Consider the following 20,659-nt stretch of genomic DNA (forward strand, 5'->3'; position numbering starts at 1 on the left):
TTGTTGAACAAAAAAAGAACCGCTATTTCCAGATTACAATGGAAATGGCGGTTCTTTTATATCAGGATTCAACTGATAGAGCATTAGCGGTCTGCCAACCTTGTGGTATTCTATCGATTCAACGAGAAAGCCATCGTCCACCAGGAACTGAATATATTTTTTGACCGTGATACGGGACAAGTCCACTTCTCTAGCTAACGTTTCAACTGAGAAGGGTCCGTCCAGCTCTTGAATACTCTTCAGTATTGTGGTCATGGTCAGTTTGGACAAATTTTTAGACAGGTTTTTCGATACATTATGCGGTGGATGTTCAACAGGTTTTTTATTTTCCACACCCGTGTGCTCTTCTTTATTAAAATAATGGTCAATAACAGCTTGATTAATTCCGTTCCCTTCCTCCATCACCGTGGCCAGACGCTGGATTTTCTCAACAGCCAGTCTAAAGCGTTCGAATGTAAAGGGTTTAATTAAATAGTCTGCAACACCATAAAAAACAGCTTCCTTCACCGTCTGAATATCTTTTGCAGCCGTAATTAAAATAACTGAAGCATGATATTGATGCTCCTGCATATGAGATAATAAAGTTAATCCGCTTTTTCCAGGTAAATAAACGTCCAGTAATACCAGATCCGGTGACCATTTTTGAAGACAGTCCTGTGCTTTCTTGACGGTATCTGCCTTACATACAACATCCAAATTGTCCATGCGCTCGATAAACTGTTGATTGAGCTCAGCAACCATCGGATCATCCTCAACGATTAGAACTTTCATTATTTGTCACCTCCAATGTACAGGGCAACTCTACATATATACTTGTTCCCAGACCCGGTTGGCTATCAAGCTCAATGATTCCTTGATGATTTTCCACCATGGTTTTAACCAGATTCAAGCCGTAGCCTCTGTCTTCTCCTTTGGTTGAAAAGCCATGCTCGAATATCCTTTTTTGCATCTCAAAATCAATCCCCAACCCATTATCTTTTACTTTCAGAATGAATACATTACCCTCACACTCATAGTTCAATTTAAGCTCAATTTTGCCGGGTTCTTTTTTTTGTAAGATGGAATCTATGGCGTTGTCAAAAAAATTGCCCAGGATGTGTATGACATCATGAACGATATCCTGCATCTCCACATTAGAGACATCCGAGCTTTCTGCAAGAAGAACCGAAATATTCTGTTCGCGTGCTTCGTTGATTTTACCCATAATAAAACCTGCTAATGCTGGTACTTTAATTCTCTCCGTCAAAAAGCCTACCTCATCTTGATACCGGTGATTTAACTGATGAATATATTGACTGACCTCCGCATATTTCCTCATTTCAATCAGCCCGGATATTACGTGCATTTTGTTCATAAATTCATGGGTCTGTCCGCGAAGGGAGTTAATATAATATTTTGTACCACTTAACTGGTTGCTAAGATGGATCATCTCGGATTGGTCGCGCAGCGTTGCAACTGCCCCAAAAAACTCATTTTCAATATATATAGGGGTTACTGTCGCAATGACCTCTATACCATTCACATAAAATGAGCGATCCTTGATTTTCCTTTTATCATCGAACACTCTCTTGAAAAGCACGTTATAAAAGTTGGTATCTAGCTGCTCGCCAATCGGGGCCTTCATTTCTTGGTTTGCCAGTTGATACTTGGCCTGAGCTTCTTTGTTCATAAGCATAATTTTCTTGTCAGCCGAAATGGCTATAATTCCTTCAGCGACCTCATTTTCAATAATTTCTTTTTCGCGCAATCGTGTTGCTATCTCTTGCGGCTCAAGCCCAAATAAAATGGTTTTGATTTTCTGAGCCAGAATGATCGCGCCTAGAACTCCACTAAAGAGCCCCAGCATCAGCCCCCCAAAAATGGTATACTGCGCCTGCATCAAATCGTGATTTAGGGTTCTCATGGTCAGCCCTACACATACAATGCCAATGATCTCATGCTGTTGATTAAATATCGGCGTAAAATATCGGTAACCTTTGCCCAAAATACCTATATTCTCAGAAAAATGTCCCTGACCGGATAGCGCTCTTCTGGCATCATTTAAATCCGAGAACGGTTTGCCAACCATCGTTGCATTCGGATGAGATAGCCGAATTAAATCGTGGTTCAGAATGACAACAAAATCCACATTAACGTTATGCATGACTCCAAGCGAGTAGTCTTGAATCTGCTTCACAGGAATTCCCTGCTCGACATTACGAATAACATCGTTGTCACTGGCAACCATCTTGGCAACACCCGAAAGTTTTTCCTTCGTATTATCAAAATGCTTGTTAATCACAAAATTACGAATGAGAAGCAAGGATATAATTAAGGAAATAATGATAACTAAAACAACCAAAATAATAATCATGAATTGTAGCGAAACTTTGAATTGTCGTCTCGGTTTCGATTTACTTTTTGACCGCAACCCCATCACCTAGCTTTTTTGTTAAGCTCTCCATTAGGAATAAGAGCCTATTTCTTTCCCTATAATCCCTTGTTATTCGACATCGTTTGACAATTTCCTTCTTATTTCGCAAGCTTTACGCGCCTCATGATCCTTTACCTGAAATAAAACTTTATGCTGAATAAGGAAAGATCAAATCTCCATAATAAGGACGTATACCTAACGAAAGGGAGGATCACGGATGATTGACAATCTCGAAAGCAATTACAACTGCGCTAATGCAGGACAAGACCTTCATCAGCTCAAGCAGGAACTCGCTGCGCTTCAGGAACAAGGTGCAAACGACCAGGCGTCCGAGGAAGCCATTCATCGGCTGGAAAATCAAATTTCGTTCATCTTGAACAAGTGCGATATTAACCACTAATGGCGTTTGCTGTTTGGTCAAATAAAAAACAAAACCGGCTTGTCTTTTAAAGACAAGCCGGTTTTATATGAATTAGTGTATGCAAAAAGGTTCCAAATTCACAAAATTCCCCGTATCTCATCCAATGACTGCACCTTTTCCCGCTGCATCCATTGTTCAAGGCCATGTACCAGCTCGGCCCCTGCATGTAAATGGACAAAGTTGTACGTTCCTACCTGAATGGCAGCGGCACCTGCCATGGTGAATTCAATAATATCTTCCACTGAGCTAATCCCGCCCATCCCGATCACCGGAATCGACACCGCCTGTGCCACCTGGTGAACCATACGCAAAGCAATCGGCTTAATTGCCGGGCCGGAAAGACCCGCATACGTATTGGCAAAAACACTACGACGCCGACGTATATCAATTTTCATCGCAGAAAATGTATTGATCAACGAAACTCCGTCTGCGCCTTCTTCCTCGCACATAACCGCCATCTGCGTGATATTCTCTGCGTTGGGAGACAGCTTGACAACCAACGGAAGTGCCGTCACATTGCGCACCTGACGCACAACCTCCCGCGCTACCTCCGTCTGGATACCAAATTGCATTCCACCCTGCTTCACGTTGGGACATGAAATGTTCAATTCCAGCATATCAACGCCTCTGCGGTTCATCGTGCGACGCTTTTGTGCATTTTCCGTAATCATCGCTACGGCCTGAACATATTCCTCCAGATTGGAACCGCCCACGTTGACAATAACAGCCGTGTTCCAGTGAGTCATGTCATCCAGTTCATCCTTCAAAAAGGCGGCAACACCCGGATTCTCCAGCCCCACACTATTGAGCATGCCGGATGCTGTCTCATGTATTCGTGATCCCGTATTACCAGCCTTCGGATGCAGGGTTAGTCCCTTGCCGACGATGCCGCCCAATAATTCAGGAGAATAAAATTCCGCATACTCCCGTCCGAATCCAAACGTACCGGAAGCCATGATGATCGGGTTCTTGAACGGTACACCCGCAATATTACACGCCATGGAGATCATCGAACTCCACCTCCTCCACCGGGAATACAGGCCCTTCTTTACATACCCTCCGATTGCCTCCACGGGTACGCATCGTACAGCCCAAACATGCGCCAATACCACAGGCCATGTGTCTTTCAGTTGAAATATATAAGCGGGACGACGTATCCACCGTTTTTATAGCGAGTGCTTGTAACATCGGAGTTGGCCCGCAGGAAAACATATTTGCATAGAGCGTCGGATCGATCTGTTCGACGATACTTCCCCCTACCTTGACCTGTACAGATGCCGCCACAGCTTCGAACGCTTCAACCCCGAAGGCTTGCTGTGCAAACCCTAGATAAACATGCGCATGCGGGTAATACTTTGCAGCCAACAGCAACGGAGCTGTACCCATGCCACCGCCGATTAAAGCCAAACTACCCTCTACCTGCGGAAAACCGTTTCCGAAAGGTCCTTCTAACTGAATTTCCTGATCAGGCTGTAATTGGGAAAACAAATTTGTCCCCTCTCCAACAACCCGATACAAAAAGGAAATACTCTCTTCCCCGATATCATAAATGCTGATGGGTCTGGGCAGCAGTGGGTAACCTGTCCCGCTGCGCAGCATGTAAAACTGCCCCATGTTCCCTTTAAACTTTCCCTCTATTTTCATCACATAAATGCCCGGAACGAGCGCCACATTCGAAATTACGTTAGCCATATAACCCCTCCACTAACCACTCACTATAACGTAAAAGCAGCAACTATTACGTGACTATTTTCACATTTCTGGGTAACGTTTCGCCCTTGGGCTCGTGATATAAAAAAGCGTACTCCTGTTAGAGAGTACGCTTGTGTATTTAACTAATGGCTTCGCGCTCCGCATTGCGGCTACCCTTGGCATCCTTGCGGATTTGTTTGCTGCGTAGCTGTCCGCAGGCTGCGTCAATATCGACTCCATGCTCCAGCCGAACACTACAGCTAATACCTTGTTTCTTCAGCACATCATAGAAGCCCGTAATCGACTCCGACTCACTCCGCTGGTATTGGCTATGCTCATCCACTGGATTGTACGGAATGAGGTTGACATTGGCCAGATTACGACGATGGCCCACCAGCTCAGCCAGTTCGAGCGCATGCTCCTTACCGTCATTAACATCCTTCAGCAAGATGTACTCCAGCGTAATTCGACGATTTGTTTTGTCCAAATAATAATCAATCGCCTGCATGAGTTTCTCAATCGGAATCGCCCGGTTGATCTTCATAATGCGAGTACGAATCTCATTATTCGGGGCGTGGAGGGAGATCGCCAGATTGACATGCAGGTCTGAATCTGCAAATTCAATGATTTTATCAGCCAATCCGCTTGTGGAAACGGTAATATGCCGTGGCCCAATCGCTAGCCCTTTGTGATCCTTAATGACCCGAATGAAATCGGACAGGTTCACGAAGTTATCAAACGGTTCGCCAATTCCCATCACAACAACATGACTGACCTGATCGCCCGGACGTTCCTGATCCAGATACAGCTGGACCTTCATAATTTGCTCTACAATTTCACCACTAGACAGGTCACGGCTCTTCTTCAACAGTCCGCTCGCACAGAAGCTGCACCCAATGTTACATCCTACCTGGGTAGTCACACATACGGATAAGCCAAACTTATGCCGCATCAATACGGTCTCAATTAAATTACCATCTTGAAGCCGGAACAAGAACTTGACCGTCCCATCTGCCGACTGTTGCTTCACGTGTTCTTCAAGTGTTTCAATGGAAAAGTGCTCTGCCAACAGGCGAGTACAATCTTCATGAACATCTGCCATCGCTGCAAAATCAGTAACCCGCTTCCGATACAATGCGTCCCATACCTGCAATGCCCGGGATTTCTTATGCCCATGCTCGATGAGCCATGCTGTCAATTGATCTAGCGTTAATCCATAAATGGATTCTTTTTTCATGTTCGATCCTCTTTTCAAAACAATCAAATTCGTATTTCTATATATAAACCCTAGCCATCACGACTCGTCTCAACGATCATTGCATCATAGCATGTTTAAGCAGTCTGCGCTATTTAAACGCCTCTTTCATTGTCCCAAATTTTAATTATGAACACAAGGGGGCAGGCACATTGTTTTTCCTGTTCAATAAGAGCACGCAAAGACAGGATTACAGATACTCCTAATGATATGATTACAACCAAGGAGGTGATGCGGTTGGAATGGTTGCTTCGGATCAAGAACGCACTGGATCTGATGGAAGAGAGAATGCAGCAGCCACTCGATATCGATGAAATTGCAAAGGCAGCCTATTCGTCTCCTTTTCATTTTCAGCGTATGTTTCATATGCTAACTGGCGTCACGGTAGCAGAATATGTGCGCAAACGTCGATTGACCTTGGCTGCTCAGGAATTGAGTCTTTCTTCCGCCAAGGTGCTGGATGTAGCGTTCAAATACGGATATGATTCCCCCGAATCTTTTTCTAAAGCGTTCCGAAAGGTACACGGTATTTCTCCCTCTGAGGCCAGAAGCCCTGGGGTGAACCTGAAAGCCTTTCCACGCATCACCTTCCATCTATCGTTGAAGGGAGATCAGGAAATGGATTACAAAATTGTAGAGAAAGCGGCCTTTACGGTCATTGGCAAGTCCATTCAAGTCACCACTAAGAACGGCGATAATCTTCGAGAAATCCCAAAATTCTGGAACGAACTGAATGCGGATGGTACATCGGATCGGATTCATGCCTTGGGAATAGGCGACGATATACTCGGTATTTGTTTGGATTTCAAGCATGGGGAAGAAAAATTCACGTACTTAATCGCCGCAGAAGGCAGCGAAGAAGTAGCGACCGCGAATGGGCTGGAATCCAGAACCATTCCGGCTTCAACCTGGGCAGTGTTTACATCCATCGGCCCTATGCCTCACTCGATCCAAAAGGTATGGCAAAGAATTTTTCAGGAATGGTTCCCTGCCAGCAATTATGAGCATTCAGGCGGCCCGGAACTGGAAGTGTATACTATGGGAGATTCACATGCTGAAGACTACCGGTGCGAGGTATGGGTTCCGATTAATAAAAAGTAAACCATGAACCGATTGCCCACGGCAGTCGGTTTTCTGCTGTACTGCATTTACATCATATGGTGACAGAAAACACAATTCCCTAATACTCGTTACTCTAGCTTAATGGTCGCATGCAATCCCCCAAGCTCCTGCTTCAACACAGAATATAGCCTTGAACCTGCCGGCTTTAGCGGATAGTCTGTTGCTTTGCAGAGAAGTCCGAAGGTCATATCAATCAGGCTGCCGCTTAATTCCCTCACCGTTGTTCCTGCTGGGACAGAACTGACCAGAATTTGTGGCACAAGTGCAATCCCTAAATCGCTTTCCACATAAAATTTCAGAGCCGTCATGCTGCCAATTTCCATTGTATTTAACGTGGTTATTCCATATTCCTTCATGACCATTTCAAGTTTGCGACGATAGGGACAAGTAGCCGACGTAATAAGCAACCGCTGCCCCTGTAAATCCTCCGGCCCAATGTTTTCTTTTTCCGCAAGCCAGTGATTTTCAGGCATTAAAACTACAAAGTTCTCCCTAAATAAAGGCTCAAAATATAGCTCTGTGCCCAAATCTGGTGTGGAACACAGCGCTAAGTCAATATCCCCCTTGAGAATACGCTCGCTTAAGGTAGGGGTATTTCCAAACTCAACAGAAACCCGAATGTTCGGATAATGGGTTAAGAAACGTTTTAAAATTCCTGGTAGTCGATAACTGGCAGTCGGTTCGGTCACTCCTATACGAATGTCGCCTGCGGTCCCTCTTTGCAGATTGTCCATATTTTCCTGCAATTGCTCCATATCCTTTACAATATGTAGACTTTGCTCGTAAAACATCCTGCCCGCTTCAGTTAACTTTATTTTCTTGCCCCGTTCGATCAGTTGAATTCCCATATCGGACTCCAGCTTCTGTATTTGCATCGTCACGGTAGATTGTGCATAATTCAACTCTTCCGCTGCACGCATAAAACTTCCGTAATTCACAATCATTTGAAATGTTTTGAGTGTTTTAATGTCCATTATCAGACTCCTGTATAAACAATTGATTCAATTTTATTGAATTGTAAATTCATTTAATTCAATTATACAGAATACAATACCTCCTCTACAATGATACATATCAGATCTTATTATTTTTCAGACGCAAATGAACTGGATGGAGAAGGAGCGAATTTACATGGATTTACATCAAAAAGTAGCATTGGTTACAGGTGGAGGTACAGGAATTGGGAGAGCCGTGTGTATGGCCTTGGCAGATCGAAAAGCTACGGTAGTCGTAAACTATTCCCGCTCTAAAAACGATGCAGAGGAAACTGTACGTATGATCCTTGAAAAGGGCGGACGTGCTATCGCATTACAGGCAGATGTTTCCCGAGATCAGGAAGTTCGAACTATGGTTGACCAGATTGTCCAGCAATTCGGTACGATTAATATACTCGTGAATAACGCTAGCATTACACATCACATTCCGATGGATGATCTGGAGGCAGCCACGGAAGAGGTATGGGATGATCTATTTGATGTAAATGTAAAAGGCATGTTTTACTGTGCCAGAGCCGTAGCTCCTTTTATGAAGCGTAGTAAACAAGGAGCTATCGTCAATCTGGGAAGTATAGCAGGGCAAACAGGGCTAGGTTCTTCGCTTCCCTATGCGGTATCCAAAGCGGCCGTCCACGGGCTGACCAAATCTTTAGCACGGGCACTTGCGCCGGATATTCGCGTCAATTGCATCGTGCCGGGAGCTGTAGCGACAAGATGGTGGTCAGGCAGGGAAGAGCAAATGAAAACATTGGCTCCTCATTTACTCCTACAGCGCATTTCCACGCCCGAAGATATCGCCAGCATGATCTGCTCTGCTTTGGAACAGGAAGCCATGACAGGCCAGATTATTACGGTAGACAGCGGACAAACACTGTAAAGATATTGGGACTTCTGAGTAAAAACAAGCCGCCTTCTCAGACAGAAGGCGGCTTTTGAGCTATCGTATACCGTCGTTAAACTACGTTTTAGCTTAAAGATACCGCAATTCGTGTACCTTTCACGAATTTAGCAAATAAGTACCGAACAAGCGGCCCTACAATTAAGAGCTGCAGAGGGAAAGCAAAAATAAAATTCTTAAAAACTAAAGATAAGTAATTTTTAAATAATGAATCTCCCGAAAGACCATTAAAAAAGTAAGCTGTCCCCAATCCATAAAGTGACATACAGAGAACCATTCCAATGACCATACAGCATGAAAGGGACAGAATCACAAATACCTTTTTGGATTTATCGTATGGTAATGAGAAGGCTATTTTCTTTGCTAATGGACCGACAATAAATAGTTCCAATACGAAAGCAATGATAAAACATAAAATAAATTGAAAAACCATTACTTTTAGAGAGATTGTGCCAATCAAGTCATTTGTATATAGATTATAAAATGTCATGAATACGACCATCCCCAAGCACATCATGAAACCAAAGTAAAAATCTTCTTTCTTCGTCGTTGGCAATTCCATCATCCCTTCTGTGTACCTTGGTAATTATATAAATAGTCGAAACCTCCACATAAGTGAACTTTCTGTGAACTTTTTGGCAAACGTTTTCTTTTTTAGAATATAAGAAATAGGCATCGTTCAGCTCAACGATACCTTGGAATGTTGCAGTTCATATCCCTCAATGATCTGCTTTTAAATCTAAGCCAAATCTCTTCAGCTCAATAAAAACACCTTCAAGTCGCTTCCCTTTTTCCGTTAACGAATATTCAACACGCGGGGGAACCTCGGCATATACCTTTCTCTCTAACAGACCGTTATCTTCAAGCTCTTTCAGGCGTAGGGAAAGCGTTTTGGGACTAATCCCCTTCATGGACTTCTGAAGTTGGCTGAATCTCAGTGTTCCTTCGATAAGCAGGTCACGGATGATTAAAAAAGTCCATTTCGTTCCGATCAAATCAAGTGTTTGGGCAATAGGGCACGGCTTGCCGGGTATTCCTTTGGTCAATTCAATAGGTTCTTGGTCGTGCATAGGAACTCCCCCAAAAATTATCTGTTAAATCCAATGATATCACAATAGTTCCTTTAGGGAAACTATATGAATTAAATATCACTACTTCCCTAAATAAACTTACTACATATACAATATCGCTGTAGCAACTAACGTTTTCTCTAATACAAGGAGGTGAAGAGATGAAAAATATACTAATCATTAACGGTCATCAAAAATATGATTCGTCTGAAGGGAAATTGAACCAAACATTGATAGACAATATGGTGCGTCTCTTAAGTGAAGAGAACAAAATCAAAATAACGTCTGTTCAAGACGGCTATACCCTCAGCGAAGAACAAGAAAAATTTTTATGGGCGGATGTAGTCATTTACCAAACCCCCATCTACTGGTTCAGCGTTCCTGGATTATTAAAGACTTATATGGATGAAGTCTATGCTTACGGTATATTCTTCACGGGTGCTCATGAATATGGGAGCGGAGATTTATTAACCGACAAGAAATATATGTTCTCCACAACTTGGAATGCTCCGGAAAAAGCCTTTAATGATCCAACTCAATTTTTTAATGGGGCTAGTCTAGAAGCTGCACTCCGTCATTTGCATTCTGCGCATACATTTCTCGGTATGAAGCCCTTGAAAAGCTTTGCATGCTACGATGTTATTAAAAATCCAAATATACCCAAATTTATTGCTGATCTTGATACACATCTACAAGCCGTATTACATGATTAACAAATCCAGATGAATACTAGGAGGGAATCCATTTGCAAAACCAAAAGATTGTCATTATTGGTGGAAGCTCAGGTATTGGTTTAGAAACAGCTAAGCAAGTCATTTCGCTTGGAGCGGAAGTGGTAATCGCCAGCCGCTCGGAGGATAAATTGCACAAGGCCAAGGAAATGCTGGGCCCTCGTGCTGTAATACATGTGCTGGACACGTCAGATGAGCAGCAGGTAAAATCTTTCTTCGAAAAAGTCGGCCCCTATGATCATCTTATCGTTAGCGCGGCAGAAACATCAGGTGGGTCATTCCTTCAGTCGGAGACAGATCAAGCCCGCAAGCTATTCGAAAACAAATTTTGGGGACAGTATTATGCAGCTAAATACGGGGCTTCCCAACTCTCAGCCGAGGGTTCCATTACCTTATTTTCAGGAGTGGTGGCTTACAAGCCGATGATCGGCTCCTCTGCGCTCGGTGCTGTGAATGCAGCCGTTGCGAATCTTGGTCAAACCTTGGCGTTAGAGCTTGCTCCCATCCGCGTGAATGTCGTCTCACCCGGCATTATTGACACACCTTCCCGTAGCAAAATGCCTGAAAATACACGCAATCAATTCTATGATACGGTCGCGCATAAGCTCCCTGTGAAGCGAGTTGGACTTGCGGAGGATGTTGCACGAGGCGTACTTTATTTGATTCAAAATCAGTTTGTGACCGGAACAGTCCTTCATGTGGATGGCGGACACATTTTAACATAAAAGCTTCGTCCTAAATCTGTCAGTCATTTACCAAAAAAAACGGAGAACGCTCCCGCACCTTGGCTTGGGCGTTCTCCTCCTTTTCTTATCCATGAATGATTTCACAAACTTTATCCTAATGATGTATACGACGTTTGTTTCTCAAGATGTTGCGAATCATCTTGTGATTGGGGAGCTGCCTGAACAACATATGTCCGGGATGCGGATTGGCCTCGATAATCCAAATTTGGCCGCTCTTCTCAATAGCAAGATCGATGCCCAACTCGCGAACCGGATGATTTTTATCTATCGTGTCGGCAATGATTCTAGAAAGCTCGGTGACCTGGTCCAGAATCTCTTTCATTTTTGTTCTGTCATTTTTAAAGACCCTTAAAAGCACTTTGGACAACGGCGCCGCATGTCCTCCCTTCCGATAGTTGGTAACGACTTTTCGAGGTGCAGCGACACGGCCGGTTATTCCTGAAATGACCCATTCCGATTCCGGCTTCTGCATATACACTCTGGCATCAAAAATCGAACCTTTGTACTTGGCTAACTTAAGTCCTTGCTGTACCAAATAACGGCGATGAGGTCTTCGATAGGTTCTAACTGCTCTTCTTACGGCGTGAGATCTAACGATTCTGCGACTGGAGCCACAACGAACCTCATATTTCCTCCCCAGCTTTTTCGCACGTATGATGCCAGTCCCTCCACTCCCATAATTAGGCTTGATGAAGACTGTGCGATAGGTATCCAGCATCCGTAAAGTCCTTGCATTACTGATCCAGCGGGTTTCGGGCAAGTGAGAACGTAAAATGGGATGTTGTCGCATTTCCTTGTATTGAATCATCTTTCCAATGGGCACGAATATCCCTCGATTCTGTTGGGTTTTTGCACACACTACATGAATATGCATCTATATTCTATCTTGGTAACGGCGAATGCCACAGTTTGCTATGAAGAGGCAAATCTCCCACTTTCTCAAGTCGAGTCTTCTTTGGTTTCAAGAGAGAGATGGACAATGTGTCTTTACATGACAAGATTATTGCAAATACCTATAAGGTTGATTCCAATAATATATTAGACCAATAACAATTCTGGATATATGATGTATTAAAAAATAACGTGAGGAGGAACGTTAACATGTCTATTTATGATTTTCAAGCAACCTCAATTAATGGGGAACCGATTGAACTCTCAGACTATAGAGGTAAGATTCTCCTTATTGTAAACACTGCCAGCATGTGTAGCTTCTCCAGTCAATTCACTGATCTGCAAAAGCTCTACGAAAAACGGAGGGAACAAGGTTTTGAAATCCTTGCATTTCCTTGTAACCAATTCAATAAAAAAGAGCCGGGTAGCCATTCGGAGGTTCAGGGAATTTGCCAAATTAACCATGGAGTAACCTTCCCACTATTTGAGAAGACGGATGTAAGAGGCTTATCTCTTCATCCTTTATTTCAATATCTGACCCAACAGGCACCGTTTCAAGGCTTCGATATCCAGACCAAAGACGGTCAATGGATGGAGGATTTCCTGCGGGATAAGTATCCGGATATATACGCTGGCGACGGTATCAAGTGGAATTTTTCTAAATTCTTGGTCGATCGCGATGGCCATGTGCAAGGGAGATTTGAAGTAACAACGGAGCCCTGGGCCATTGATCCCGTCATCGAATCGTTATTGTAGTATTTCTGTTCACTTCTTTGGATTCTTTAAAAAAAGGGTATCAAATGACAAAAACGTATATTTGTCATTTGATACCCTTTATGTTATTCTGACTTTAAGGAGGTGACTCACACGGCACTTGACCGTGTCTCTATGGAAAAATCCTCAGATGTGCTAACCAAGGAACAGATTCTTATCGCTACAGAAGACACACTTAGGCGTTTTGGTATAGCCAAAACCTCCGTGACCGATGTTGCCAAAGTATTGGGAGTAAGTCATGGCACCATTTACCGACACTTTAAAAGTAAAGCCGAGCTTCTTGAAGGTGTGACCGAAAAATGGCTGAATGAAAAGATTATCGGCCCATTAACGGAGGTCTGTCAGAATTCATCTATACTGGGAACGCCACATTTAAAACGATATATACAGACCTTGGTCGAACTTAAGCAGTATTATGCCCGCGACGACGAGGAAATGTTTGAGATGTATACGAGGGTCACCGAGCAAGCGGCTGACTTAATCGACCAGCATATCGCCCACATTGTGGATCAGCTCGCTGATATCATTATACGCGGAGACATCACATCGGATCAGCCAGCCCAACTGGCGCGTACCCTTTTCTATGCCACAGCCCGTTTTCATCATCCCGCTCATGCTTACGAATGGAAGAATCCCGTGATTAATCGGGAGTTTTCGGATGTGTGGATGCTTTTAGAAAAAGGAATCACTTAAAATAGATATGGAAGGAAGGTCCAAACACATATGAAGCATTTGGACGGAAAAACAGCAATTATCACCGGGTCCTCTAGAGGAATTGGACGTGCCATTGCCGAGCAACTGGCTGATCTGGGCGCTAATGTAGTCATCAATTATGCCAGCAGTCCGGACAAAGCTCAAAAAGTCGTGGAGAGGATTATTCAAAAAGGCGGCAAAGCCATAGCACTTCACGCTGATCTGGGCAAAATGAGTGATATTGAAGCATTATTTACAAATACGATTTCTGAATTCGGTAAAGTGGATATTCTGGTTAACAACGCTGGGCTGATGATCACCCAACCTCTGGCTGAGGTAACCGAAGCTGATTTTGACAAACAATTCGCACTGAATGTAAAGGGCACCTTCTTTGCCTGTCAGCAAGCCATGAAATATATGGAGAATTACGGAAGAATCGTGAACCTGTCCACATCCGTGATCGGACAAATGTTCCCGACCTATAGCGTATACGCAGGTACCAAGGGCGCAGTGGAGCAATTTACCCGTCAGCTAGCCAAGGAATTCGGAAGCAAACAAATTACGATCAACGCCGTGGCTCCCGGTCCTGTGAACACCGAGCTTTTCCAAGCTGGAAAAACCGAGCAGCAAATCGAAGGCATGAAAAAAATGAATGCTATGGGTCGGCTCGGCGAACCGGAAGATATCGCTGATGTGATTGAGTTTCTGGTCAGCGCCAAATCACAGTGGGTTACCGGGCAGACAATCCGCGTCAATGGCGGGTTCATCTAAAAAGCTGGAATACATGGAATGGAGGTTATTACGTTCATGATGTTACACAAAGGTGAGACCTTATTTCGACAAGGAGAATCTGGCCCTTTATATCACCTCAAGAGCGGCTTGTTAAAAATTGTCCGAGTCCATGAAGACGGCTCGCAAATTTTAGTTAATGTGATTGTGCCCGATGAAATCATCCCGCACCACTCCCTGATCAGCCCCAATCCTTATTATGGTACAGCAGTCGCGCTGGTAACCTCTGAGGTTGAGGTTCTGTCACAAAAAGAATGGTATCAGGCGCTGGAGCAAGACCCGACTCAATGTCGGGCTATCGCTTTACAGCTACAGGATAAGTTGCGCATGATGCAGCAACGAATTGACCAGCTCACCGAGGTGTCACCTGCCGAAAAGCTTCGGAAGCTTCAACGCTGGTTCCACTCCTACATCGCACCCGCCACGTTAACGGACGTGCTGACGCAGGAGGAAATCGGCCAGTTTATCGGGCTACGCCGGGAGACGATTAATCGGCTATTGCGTGCTTCAAGCGCTCCTTCTGCAAAAGATGATGACGATAATGCATCTCGATGAGCGAAAACCACTCTCCAGCATTCAACGCGCCGAATCTGGGATGAGAGACGGTAGAAAGCCCTGTTGATTTCCCAACGATCGGCTCAATCTCTCTCATTTTACGGATCACAGCATTTAAACCCTCCACAATTTCTTCTTTGCTCGTCGGTTGTGGGGGAGTATACTGCGGAGATGGTGGAACTTGGATACGTATGGGCGGAAACCCTCCTAGATTAAAAACGGCCGTACCCGCCTCCGTTTTAACCCCTGTCTCCCCATTAGGCTGTAGACAAACATCAATGTTCTTCAGGTGCATATACAGAGCAGAGTTCACCAAATGAAGATACATTTGTCCAAGCGACCATTGGTCCTCCTGCGGTGTGTACTGCAATTGCTCCAAGCTAAAGCTGTCCAATTCAAGAAGATAGTGTTGTGCCGTTTCTTCAAAACGCTGCAATGTTTCGGTTGTATTCATATATTAGTGACTGCCCCTCTCTATTAAAGTAGCTTTACTATACAAAAATGCTACTGACAGCATTATGTCAGTAGCATTTCAACATTTTTTCCACTTCCGCACGTATCAGCTCCCGGAGCGACTCAGGCTCCAGCACAACCATATCCGCGCCCCATCCAAGTATCCATTGCAGTAATTCCTCCGGCTGTCTAACGCGGAAAAGTATATGCAATCCATCTGCACGCTCCTCTATAGCCTCCATATAAAAGTTGTTCGCTTCCTTCACCTTATCTGCGATATCGGAGCGTGCTAGTATGCGAACAGTCACATGACGGTCATCGGTTTGCTTATAATCCTGCAAATGAAAATCGACAGGCAAATGAAACCTGTCCTCCAGTACCATAAGCTCGTCCATACGTGACAGACGGAAATGGCGAAGCTGCTGCCGCAATTCACATTGCCCGATTAATACCCACGAACCACGAAGCAATACCAGACCATAGGGAGCGACCACACGCACACTTTGACGATTCCCGTCAGCCTCTGGCATTCTTTTGGAGTAACCAAACCGTACCATTCGTTTTTCCAATACAGCAAGACGCAGCGTTTCCAAGTAGGTTTTCTCTCTATGGTTTGCCCCTTCACCCACAGCGAGTAATCTCATGGTTGTACGCACCCGGGAAACTTCCCTGCGGACGCTCTCTGGTAAAATGGCTTCAATTTTCCTGCGGGAGGTTTGCGCCTTGATACCGTAGTCTGTATCAAATTTTTGTTCGATAAAATCCGTCCCGATTAGCAACGCCACAGCCTCTTCTGCGGTAAAGCTCACTGGGGGCAGGAAATACCCCTCCATCAAGGAATATCCAATGCCCGGTGCTCCTACAATCGGTACGCCCGATTCGCTTAGAGCCTGAATATCCCGATAGATGGTTCTCACACTCGTTTCGAATATAGCTGCCAAATCCTCAGCTCGTAAAATATCCTTACGCTGCAACTCTAGCAAGATCGCTAGCAAACGATCTGTTTTGTTCATACCATGGCCCCTCTCTGGAAGGATCTAAAATGCAGAAATACAAAAAAGCAATAAGGGCAGTACAGTCACTGCGACTTATTGCTCTTTTTTTCATACGGAAGTTACTCCATTACTTAAAAAATACTTTTTCAACGTTATATTTAGCCTTTTGTGAATTGATAATGTAGGTTTCATAAATTTCTCGCTCTACCGCATCTTCTACAATACAAACCTCGATAATCGCAACCTCATTCCGCTTGTCCTTGATCGGCGATACGTTATCTTCAAAATGCTTTTTGATTCTTGGTCTTAGCTTTCTTGCTTTACCAACGAACAGCAGTTCCTCCTGCGCATTGTAAAACATAAAGATACCCGCCTTATCTCTAGGGATCAGGTGAAAGTCGGTAAACCCGTAAATATGGCTGAGCTCAGGGTTAACCTGTTTGGTAATCGTGATATCCGGAGTTGGAATTGTTATATTAATCACTATGTCACTTCCTCATTCTATATAGGTGTAAATATTATCACAAATCCTGCGGTAACACCATTCAAGATAATCAGGGAGTGTCCCCTGGAACAGGCTTCGTCGTTTTCTCAACGATTCTTTCCAGTACCCAGACAAGTACCCCCACTGCAAGGCTGGCGATGACCGCCATAATCGCCGATCCGCCAGCATGTAGCAGCAACACGGGAACCCAAAGCAATCCGAGCAAACGATGTACGGTCCGCATCCACTTGTTACGAACTTTGTTAATGAAGAAGCCATACCCGGCGATCGCCAGCAGAATGACAAATCCCGCAATCCCGGTATAGGTTTTGTTATCTTGAAGCTTGGTTATCAAAAAATAAATACCATGAGCGGCAATCAGGATCAAGGTCGCCCAACCCAGAAGTTTATGGAGGGAATGTAACAACCGCCCGGCTCTTCTAACCAACATTGATGGCGATCTTAGCTTCTTCTTAAACCAGAACCAAGAGAAAGCGGCCGCACCAAGAAATACGGAAATCGTACCCAAAGTCTTGAATATTTCCCCGTTGCCCCCACGCCCTTCTCCACGAGGATGTACGCCCACAGGCCCTGTAGACCCACCTTCTGATAGCCGTGGGCCAGGTCCACCGCCGGAGAGCGATGACATGTAGTAATAGTAGATGACGAGTAGAACTGCTACCGTAACTGCAATCATAGCTGGAATCCAAACGGCCCTTTTCGTCTTCATTTGTTATACATCCTTCCTAGGAAAATTGCCTTGAGTGTACCTGGTCAAGCTTAAAACAAGATTAAAGCAAGCTGAAAGTATTCCTTTTACCTCAGTCAGTATCGAGGATGGTCGTAATAACGTTAATACAGGCACCGTAATAGATAGAAATCTATGAATTCCCTACTATGCGAGCACGCCGGTTTCCGTTACAATATGTCAGTGTGATTCTGGCATCGGCAGATTGACGCGTATTTGAACATTATTGGAGGCTTCTATTTTTTCATGCAAAATGAATCTCATGCTAACGTAAAAATCATAACGGCCGATCCGAGTGCGATCGGCCTGTTTGGCTTGGCTATTGTAACACTTGTAGCTTCATCCCAAAAGCTTGGTCTCACTGAAGGCTTGAGCTTTATTATCCCTTGGGCTATTTTCCTTGGTGCCTTTGCACAGCTGTTTGCCTGCATTCAGGATGCAAAGCATAACAATACCTTTGGCATGACGGCATTTGGTGCTTACGCCTTCTTCTGGTTAGCCGTAGCTAGTAGCTGGATGATTAAAATGGGCGTATTCGGCTCAGAGCTGGCATCTGCTGTAGATGGCAAACAGCTCGGCTTTGCCTTTGCCGGCTATCTCATCTTCACGCTCTTCATGACCATTGGAGCCATGGAGACGCACAAGGTCCTATTTTTTATTTTTGTGTTGATTGATTTTCTATTCCTCGGCCTTAGCTTCGATGCATTCGGCATCGCCCCAGAGGTGTTCCATACCATCGCCGCTTATGCTGAAATGGGCATTGGTCTACTCTCGCTGTACGGTACAGGAGCTGCCGTTCTGAATGCACATTTTGGCCGAACATTTCTGCCCGTAGGACGTCCTTTCGGCATTTTTAAACCACGTCCTTAGCTGCATATTTAAACCCACAAAGCCTCCTTTCGCGCCGATCCGCGTTAAGGACGGCTTTGTTTCCTTTCCATCACTCCCTCCTGTATCAAAAAAATACTAAAGAGAGTCGTTTAGTGAATATAAAACCCCACAATGATAACAATATACATAAATTGTATTCAAAGGGGTTTTTGTAAAAATGACACAAAGCAAATCTCGTATCGCATTTCCGCAATTTCCCGAATCGTATTGGTTAGCTTCCACTGACATCCCTAACTTCCCCAAACTTAGTGAGGATATTCAGGTGGATGTTGCCATTGTAGGTGCGGGGATTACCGGTATTACCACTGCTTATTTACTTTCTAAAAAAGGATTAAACGTCGCCGTCGTCGACGCAGGGCGGATACTTCATGGGACAACCGGTCATACTACCGCCAAAATTACCGCACAGCATGATTTGATCTACAGCGAGTTTATTTCCCATTTTGGCAAGGAAAAAACCCGGCTCTATTACGAAGCCAACCACAACGCTCTTCAATTTATCAAACAAACGGTAGAAGAGTTTAATATTGATTGTCAATTTACAGAAGAAGATGCCTACGTTTATACATGTGAAGATACGTACGTTGGAAAAATCGACGACGAATATAAAGCTTACGAGCAACTTGGCATCCCGGGAAGTTATGTCGAACAAACGCCTCTGCCGTTTTCAACTAAAGCAGCTATTAAGATGAAAAACCAGGCCCAGTTTAATCCTGTACCTTTCTTAAGATATTTGGCAAACCAAGTCATCCGTCAGGGCGGGGAAATTTATGAGCAAACCACCGTTGTAGATGTGGAAAAAGGAAACCCTGCCATCATTACAACCAGCGACGGAAAGAAAATTACCTGCAACCATGTCGTATCCTCCTCACATTTTCCATTCAATGATCCCAACGGTCTTTATTTTGCGCGATTGCATGCCGAGCGGTCTTATGTACTCGCGGTCAAAACCGATAAAATCTATCCAGGTGGTATGTATCTAAGTGCAGAAACCCCAAAACGTTCACTTCGCTCCGTAATGGTAAACGGAGAACCAATGGTTATCGTCGGTGGGGAAGGTCACAAAACAGGACAAGGAATCTGTACTTTCCAGTACTATGAAGCTTTACAAAAGTTCGCGGAGCAAACATTTGGATTAAAGGAGATCGTTTATCGCTGGTCGGCCCAAGACTTGTATACGCTAGACAAGCTCCCTTATATTGGGCAGGAACTATCCAACACCTCTAACATCCTCGTTGCTACGGGTTATAGAAAATGGGGGATGACCACAAGTGTAGCGGCAGCCTTATTAAATACGAATCTGATTACCAGAGAGGAAAGCCCCTACCAGGATCTTTTCTCCCCTTCAAGGTTTCATATGGACCCCGACATTAAAACATTTGTAACTCAAAATGCAAATGTGGCTAAACATTTGATTGCTGGAAAGTTAGACATCAGCTACAAAAAAGCCGAAGAACTGGAACACGACGAAGGGTCGGTCATCCGGGTAAACGGCAAAAGAGCAGGCGCATACCGAGACCCACAAGGAGCATTGCACCTAGTGGACACGACATGCACCCATATGGGTTGCGAAGTCGAGTGGAATGAAGCGGAAAGAACATGGGATTGCCCTTGTCATGGCTCTCGCTTTTCATATCAAGGCGAAGTCATTGAAGGACCGGCCAAAAAAGCACTTGGCAAGGTTGAAGCCGAATAGCACGATCCTTTCGAATAAACCTAGTTAGGCTGGATAACATACCTTTGAGAAACATAAAAGAAAGGTGATCCGATGATAAACCAACAGTCTACATTAGCGGCGCATGAGTCCTTAGAAATCCACGAAGCGCTTAATTTTAAAACGTTATGCTTAGCCAAGTCCAAATTAATGCAGGGCTTGGTATTCGATCAAGAGCTAAAGGATTTAATGGAAAAAGATGTTCAGCAATCTATACAAGCTATTGCCGATTTGCAAGCATTGTATGTTAAAGCACCGTTTCAGGCACCTGTTCCAGAATTCCGACCAACACCAATCTTAAATTGAGGTGAATGATGTGACATTAGATC

The 20,659-nt window shown here is 44.3% G+C and carries 25 protein-coding genes; 12 read left to right on the forward strand and 13 right to left on the reverse strand.

Annotated features, from left to right (window positions below; genetic code table 11):
* Window positions 1-33 precede the first annotated feature (33 nt).
* Entirely contained in the window at window positions 34-771 is a 738-nt protein-coding gene (locus NSS94_RS24340) for a response regulator (RefSeq protein WP_069012284.1), read from the reverse strand.
* Window positions 752-2,353, reverse strand: a complete 1,602-nt coding sequence (locus NSS94_RS24345) for an ATP-binding protein (protein ID WP_341040327.1) — start codon at window positions 2,351-2,353, stop codon at window positions 752-754. Before NSS94_RS24345 ends, NSS94_RS24340 begins: the two co-directional genes overlap by 20 nt.
* A 277-nt stretch (window positions 2,354-2,630) precedes the next feature.
* Here NSS94_RS24345 and NSS94_RS24350 point away from each other — a divergent pair, with 277 nt between their 5' ends.
* The gene (locus NSS94_RS24350) at window positions 2,631-2,813 is read left to right on the forward strand and encodes a hypothetical protein (protein ID WP_013312637.1); all 183 of its coding nucleotides are present in this window, start codon (window positions 2,631-2,633) and stop codon (window positions 2,811-2,813) included.
* Between the two features lie 98 nt (window positions 2,814-2,911).
* Here NSS94_RS24350 and NSS94_RS24355 read toward each other — a convergent pair whose 3' ends face one another.
* The 3 genes from NSS94_RS24355 to rlmN form a co-directional block, all read right to left on the reverse strand.
* Window positions 2,912-3,844, reverse strand: a complete 933-nt coding sequence (locus tag NSS94_RS24355) for a dihydroorotate dehydrogenase (RefSeq protein WP_341040328.1) — start codon at window positions 3,842-3,844, stop codon at window positions 2,912-2,914.
* Complete coding sequence (locus tag NSS94_RS24360) at window positions 3,825-4,526, reverse strand: dihydroorotate dehydrogenase electron transfer subunit (RefSeq protein ID WP_341040329.1); 702 nt, start codon at window positions 4,524-4,526, stop codon at window positions 3,825-3,827. The genes NSS94_RS24355 and NSS94_RS24360 overlap by 20 nt, the downstream gene beginning before the upstream one ends.
* A gap of 139 nt (window positions 4,527-4,665) precedes the next feature.
* Window positions 4,666-5,763 (reverse strand): 23S rRNA (adenine(2503)-C(2))-methyltransferase RlmN, encoded by a 1,098-nt coding sequence (gene rlmN, locus NSS94_RS24365; RefSeq protein ID WP_318627760.1) that lies wholly within the window; start codon window positions 5,761-5,763, stop codon window positions 4,666-4,668.
* A 249-nt stretch (window positions 5,764-6,012) separates the two neighbouring features.
* Between rlmN and NSS94_RS24370 the strand changes: the two genes are divergently transcribed.
* Window positions 6,013-6,882, forward strand: coding sequence for an AraC family transcriptional regulator (locus tag NSS94_RS24370; RefSeq protein WP_340957437.1), 870 nt, complete (start codon window positions 6,013-6,015; stop codon window positions 6,880-6,882).
* An 89-nt stretch (window positions 6,883-6,971) separates the two neighbouring features.
* Here NSS94_RS24370 and NSS94_RS24375 read toward each other — a convergent pair whose 3' ends face one another.
* Window positions 6,972-7,877 (reverse strand): LysR family transcriptional regulator, encoded by a 906-nt coding sequence (locus tag NSS94_RS24375; protein ID WP_341040330.1) that lies wholly within the window; start codon window positions 7,875-7,877, stop codon window positions 6,972-6,974.
* A gap of 157 nt (window positions 7,878-8,034) precedes the next feature.
* Here NSS94_RS24375 and NSS94_RS24380 point away from each other — a divergent pair, with 157 nt between their 5' ends.
* On the forward strand, window positions 8,035-8,775 hold the full coding sequence (locus NSS94_RS24380; protein WP_029518825.1) for an SDR family NAD(P)-dependent oxidoreductase: 741 nt from the start codon (window positions 8,035-8,037) through the stop codon (window positions 8,773-8,775).
* A gap of 88 nt (window positions 8,776-8,863) precedes the next feature.
* Here the strand turns inward: NSS94_RS24380 and NSS94_RS24385 are convergent, their stop codons facing one another.
* Entirely contained in the window at window positions 8,864-9,352 is a 489-nt protein-coding gene (locus tag NSS94_RS24385) for a hypothetical protein (RefSeq protein ID WP_069012370.1), read from the reverse strand.
* 163 nt (window positions 9,353-9,515) lie between these two features.
* Window positions 9,516-9,866, reverse strand: a complete 351-nt coding sequence (locus NSS94_RS24390) for a winged helix-turn-helix transcriptional regulator (protein WP_029518827.1) — start codon at window positions 9,864-9,866, stop codon at window positions 9,516-9,518.
* 161 nt (window positions 9,867-10,027) lie between these two features.
* On the opposite strand from NSS94_RS24390, the gene NSS94_RS24395 reads away from it, so the two are divergent.
* The gene (locus tag NSS94_RS24395; protein WP_341040331.1) at window positions 10,028-10,579 is read left to right on the forward strand and encodes an NAD(P)H-dependent oxidoreductase; all 552 of its coding nucleotides are present in this window, start codon (window positions 10,028-10,030) and stop codon (window positions 10,577-10,579) included.
* A gap of 32 nt (window positions 10,580-10,611) precedes the next feature.
* Complete coding sequence (locus NSS94_RS24400; protein ID WP_340886868.1) at window positions 10,612-11,322, forward strand: SDR family oxidoreductase; 711 nt, start codon at window positions 10,612-10,614, stop codon at window positions 11,320-11,322.
* A 115-nt stretch (window positions 11,323-11,437) separates the two neighbouring features.
* On the opposite strand, the gene NSS94_RS24405 is transcribed toward NSS94_RS24400, so the two are convergent.
* Entirely contained in the window at window positions 11,438-12,166 is a 729-nt protein-coding gene (locus NSS94_RS24405; protein ID WP_029518831.1) for a YheC/YheD family protein, read from the reverse strand.
* Window positions 12,167-12,444: 278 nt separating this feature from the next.
* Here NSS94_RS24405 and NSS94_RS24410 point away from each other — a divergent pair, with 278 nt between their 5' ends.
* The 4 genes from NSS94_RS24410 to NSS94_RS24425 all read left to right on the forward strand — a co-directional run bounded on the left by NSS94_RS24410 (window position 12,445) and on the right by NSS94_RS24425 (window position 15,045).
* A complete protein-coding gene (locus NSS94_RS24410; protein ID WP_029518832.1) occupies window positions 12,445-12,990 on the forward strand; it encodes a glutathione peroxidase in 546 nt (181 codons plus the stop codon).
* Between the two features lie 132 nt (window positions 12,991-13,122).
* Window positions 13,123-13,701, forward strand: coding sequence for a TetR/AcrR family transcriptional regulator (locus tag NSS94_RS24415; protein WP_029518833.1), 579 nt, complete (start codon window positions 13,123-13,125; stop codon window positions 13,699-13,701).
* A gap of 30 nt (window positions 13,702-13,731) precedes the next feature.
* The gene (locus NSS94_RS24420) at window positions 13,732-14,472 is read left to right on the forward strand and encodes an SDR family oxidoreductase (protein WP_341040332.1); all 741 of its coding nucleotides are present in this window, start codon (window positions 13,732-13,734) and stop codon (window positions 14,470-14,472) included.
* Window positions 14,473-14,508: 36 nt separating this feature from the next.
* Window positions 14,509-15,045 (forward strand): Crp/Fnr family transcriptional regulator, encoded by a 537-nt coding sequence (locus tag NSS94_RS24425; RefSeq protein ID WP_029518835.1) that lies wholly within the window; start codon window positions 14,509-14,511, stop codon window positions 15,043-15,045.
* On the opposite strand, the gene NSS94_RS24430 is transcribed toward NSS94_RS24425, so the two are convergent.
* The 4 genes from NSS94_RS24430 to NSS94_RS24445 form a co-directional block, all read right to left on the reverse strand.
* Complete coding sequence (locus NSS94_RS24430; protein ID WP_080658672.1) at window positions 14,978-15,499, reverse strand: DinB family protein; 522 nt, start codon at window positions 15,497-15,499, stop codon at window positions 14,978-14,980. The two genes, NSS94_RS24425 and NSS94_RS24430, sit on opposite strands and share 68 nt — an antisense overlap.
* 67 nt (window positions 15,500-15,566) lie before the next feature.
* A complete protein-coding gene (locus NSS94_RS24435) occupies window positions 15,567-16,511 on the reverse strand; it encodes a helix-turn-helix transcriptional regulator (protein ID WP_340933716.1) in 945 nt (314 codons plus the stop codon).
* A 109-nt stretch (window positions 16,512-16,620) separates the two neighbouring features.
* Window positions 16,621-16,977 carry a nucleotide excision repair endonuclease gene (locus NSS94_RS24440; protein ID WP_069012290.1) on the reverse strand — a complete coding sequence of 119 codons (357 nt, stop codon included), beginning with the start codon at window positions 16,975-16,977 and terminating at the stop codon, window positions 16,621-16,623.
* A 70-nt stretch (window positions 16,978-17,047) separates the two neighbouring features.
* Complete coding sequence (locus NSS94_RS24445) at window positions 17,048-17,707, reverse strand: hypothetical protein (protein WP_029518838.1); 660 nt, start codon at window positions 17,705-17,707, stop codon at window positions 17,048-17,050.
* A gap of 264 nt (window positions 17,708-17,971) precedes the next feature.
* On the opposite strand from NSS94_RS24445, the gene NSS94_RS24450 reads away from it, so the two are divergent.
* The 3 genes from NSS94_RS24450 (at window position 17,972) to NSS94_RS24460 (ending at window position 20,636) form a co-directional block, all read left to right on the forward strand.
* Window positions 17,972-18,595 (forward strand): acetate uptake transporter, encoded by a 624-nt coding sequence (locus tag NSS94_RS24450; protein WP_029518839.1) that lies wholly within the window; start codon window positions 17,972-17,974, stop codon window positions 18,593-18,595.
* Between the two features lie 178 nt (window positions 18,596-18,773).
* Window positions 18,774-20,312 (forward strand): FAD-dependent oxidoreductase, encoded by a 1,539-nt coding sequence (locus tag NSS94_RS24455; protein ID WP_069012291.1) that lies wholly within the window; start codon window positions 18,774-18,776, stop codon window positions 20,310-20,312.
* 72 nt (window positions 20,313-20,384) lie between these two features.
* Complete coding sequence (locus tag NSS94_RS24460; protein WP_039271973.1) at window positions 20,385-20,636, forward strand: hypothetical protein; 252 nt, start codon at window positions 20,385-20,387, stop codon at window positions 20,634-20,636.
* Window positions 20,637-20,659 lie beyond the last annotated feature (23 nt).

It is taken from the genome of Paenibacillus sp. FSL L8-0644 (assembly GCF_038008165.1).
GTDB lineage: Bacteria > Bacillota > Bacilli > Paenibacillales > Paenibacillaceae > Paenibacillus > Paenibacillus polymyxa_D.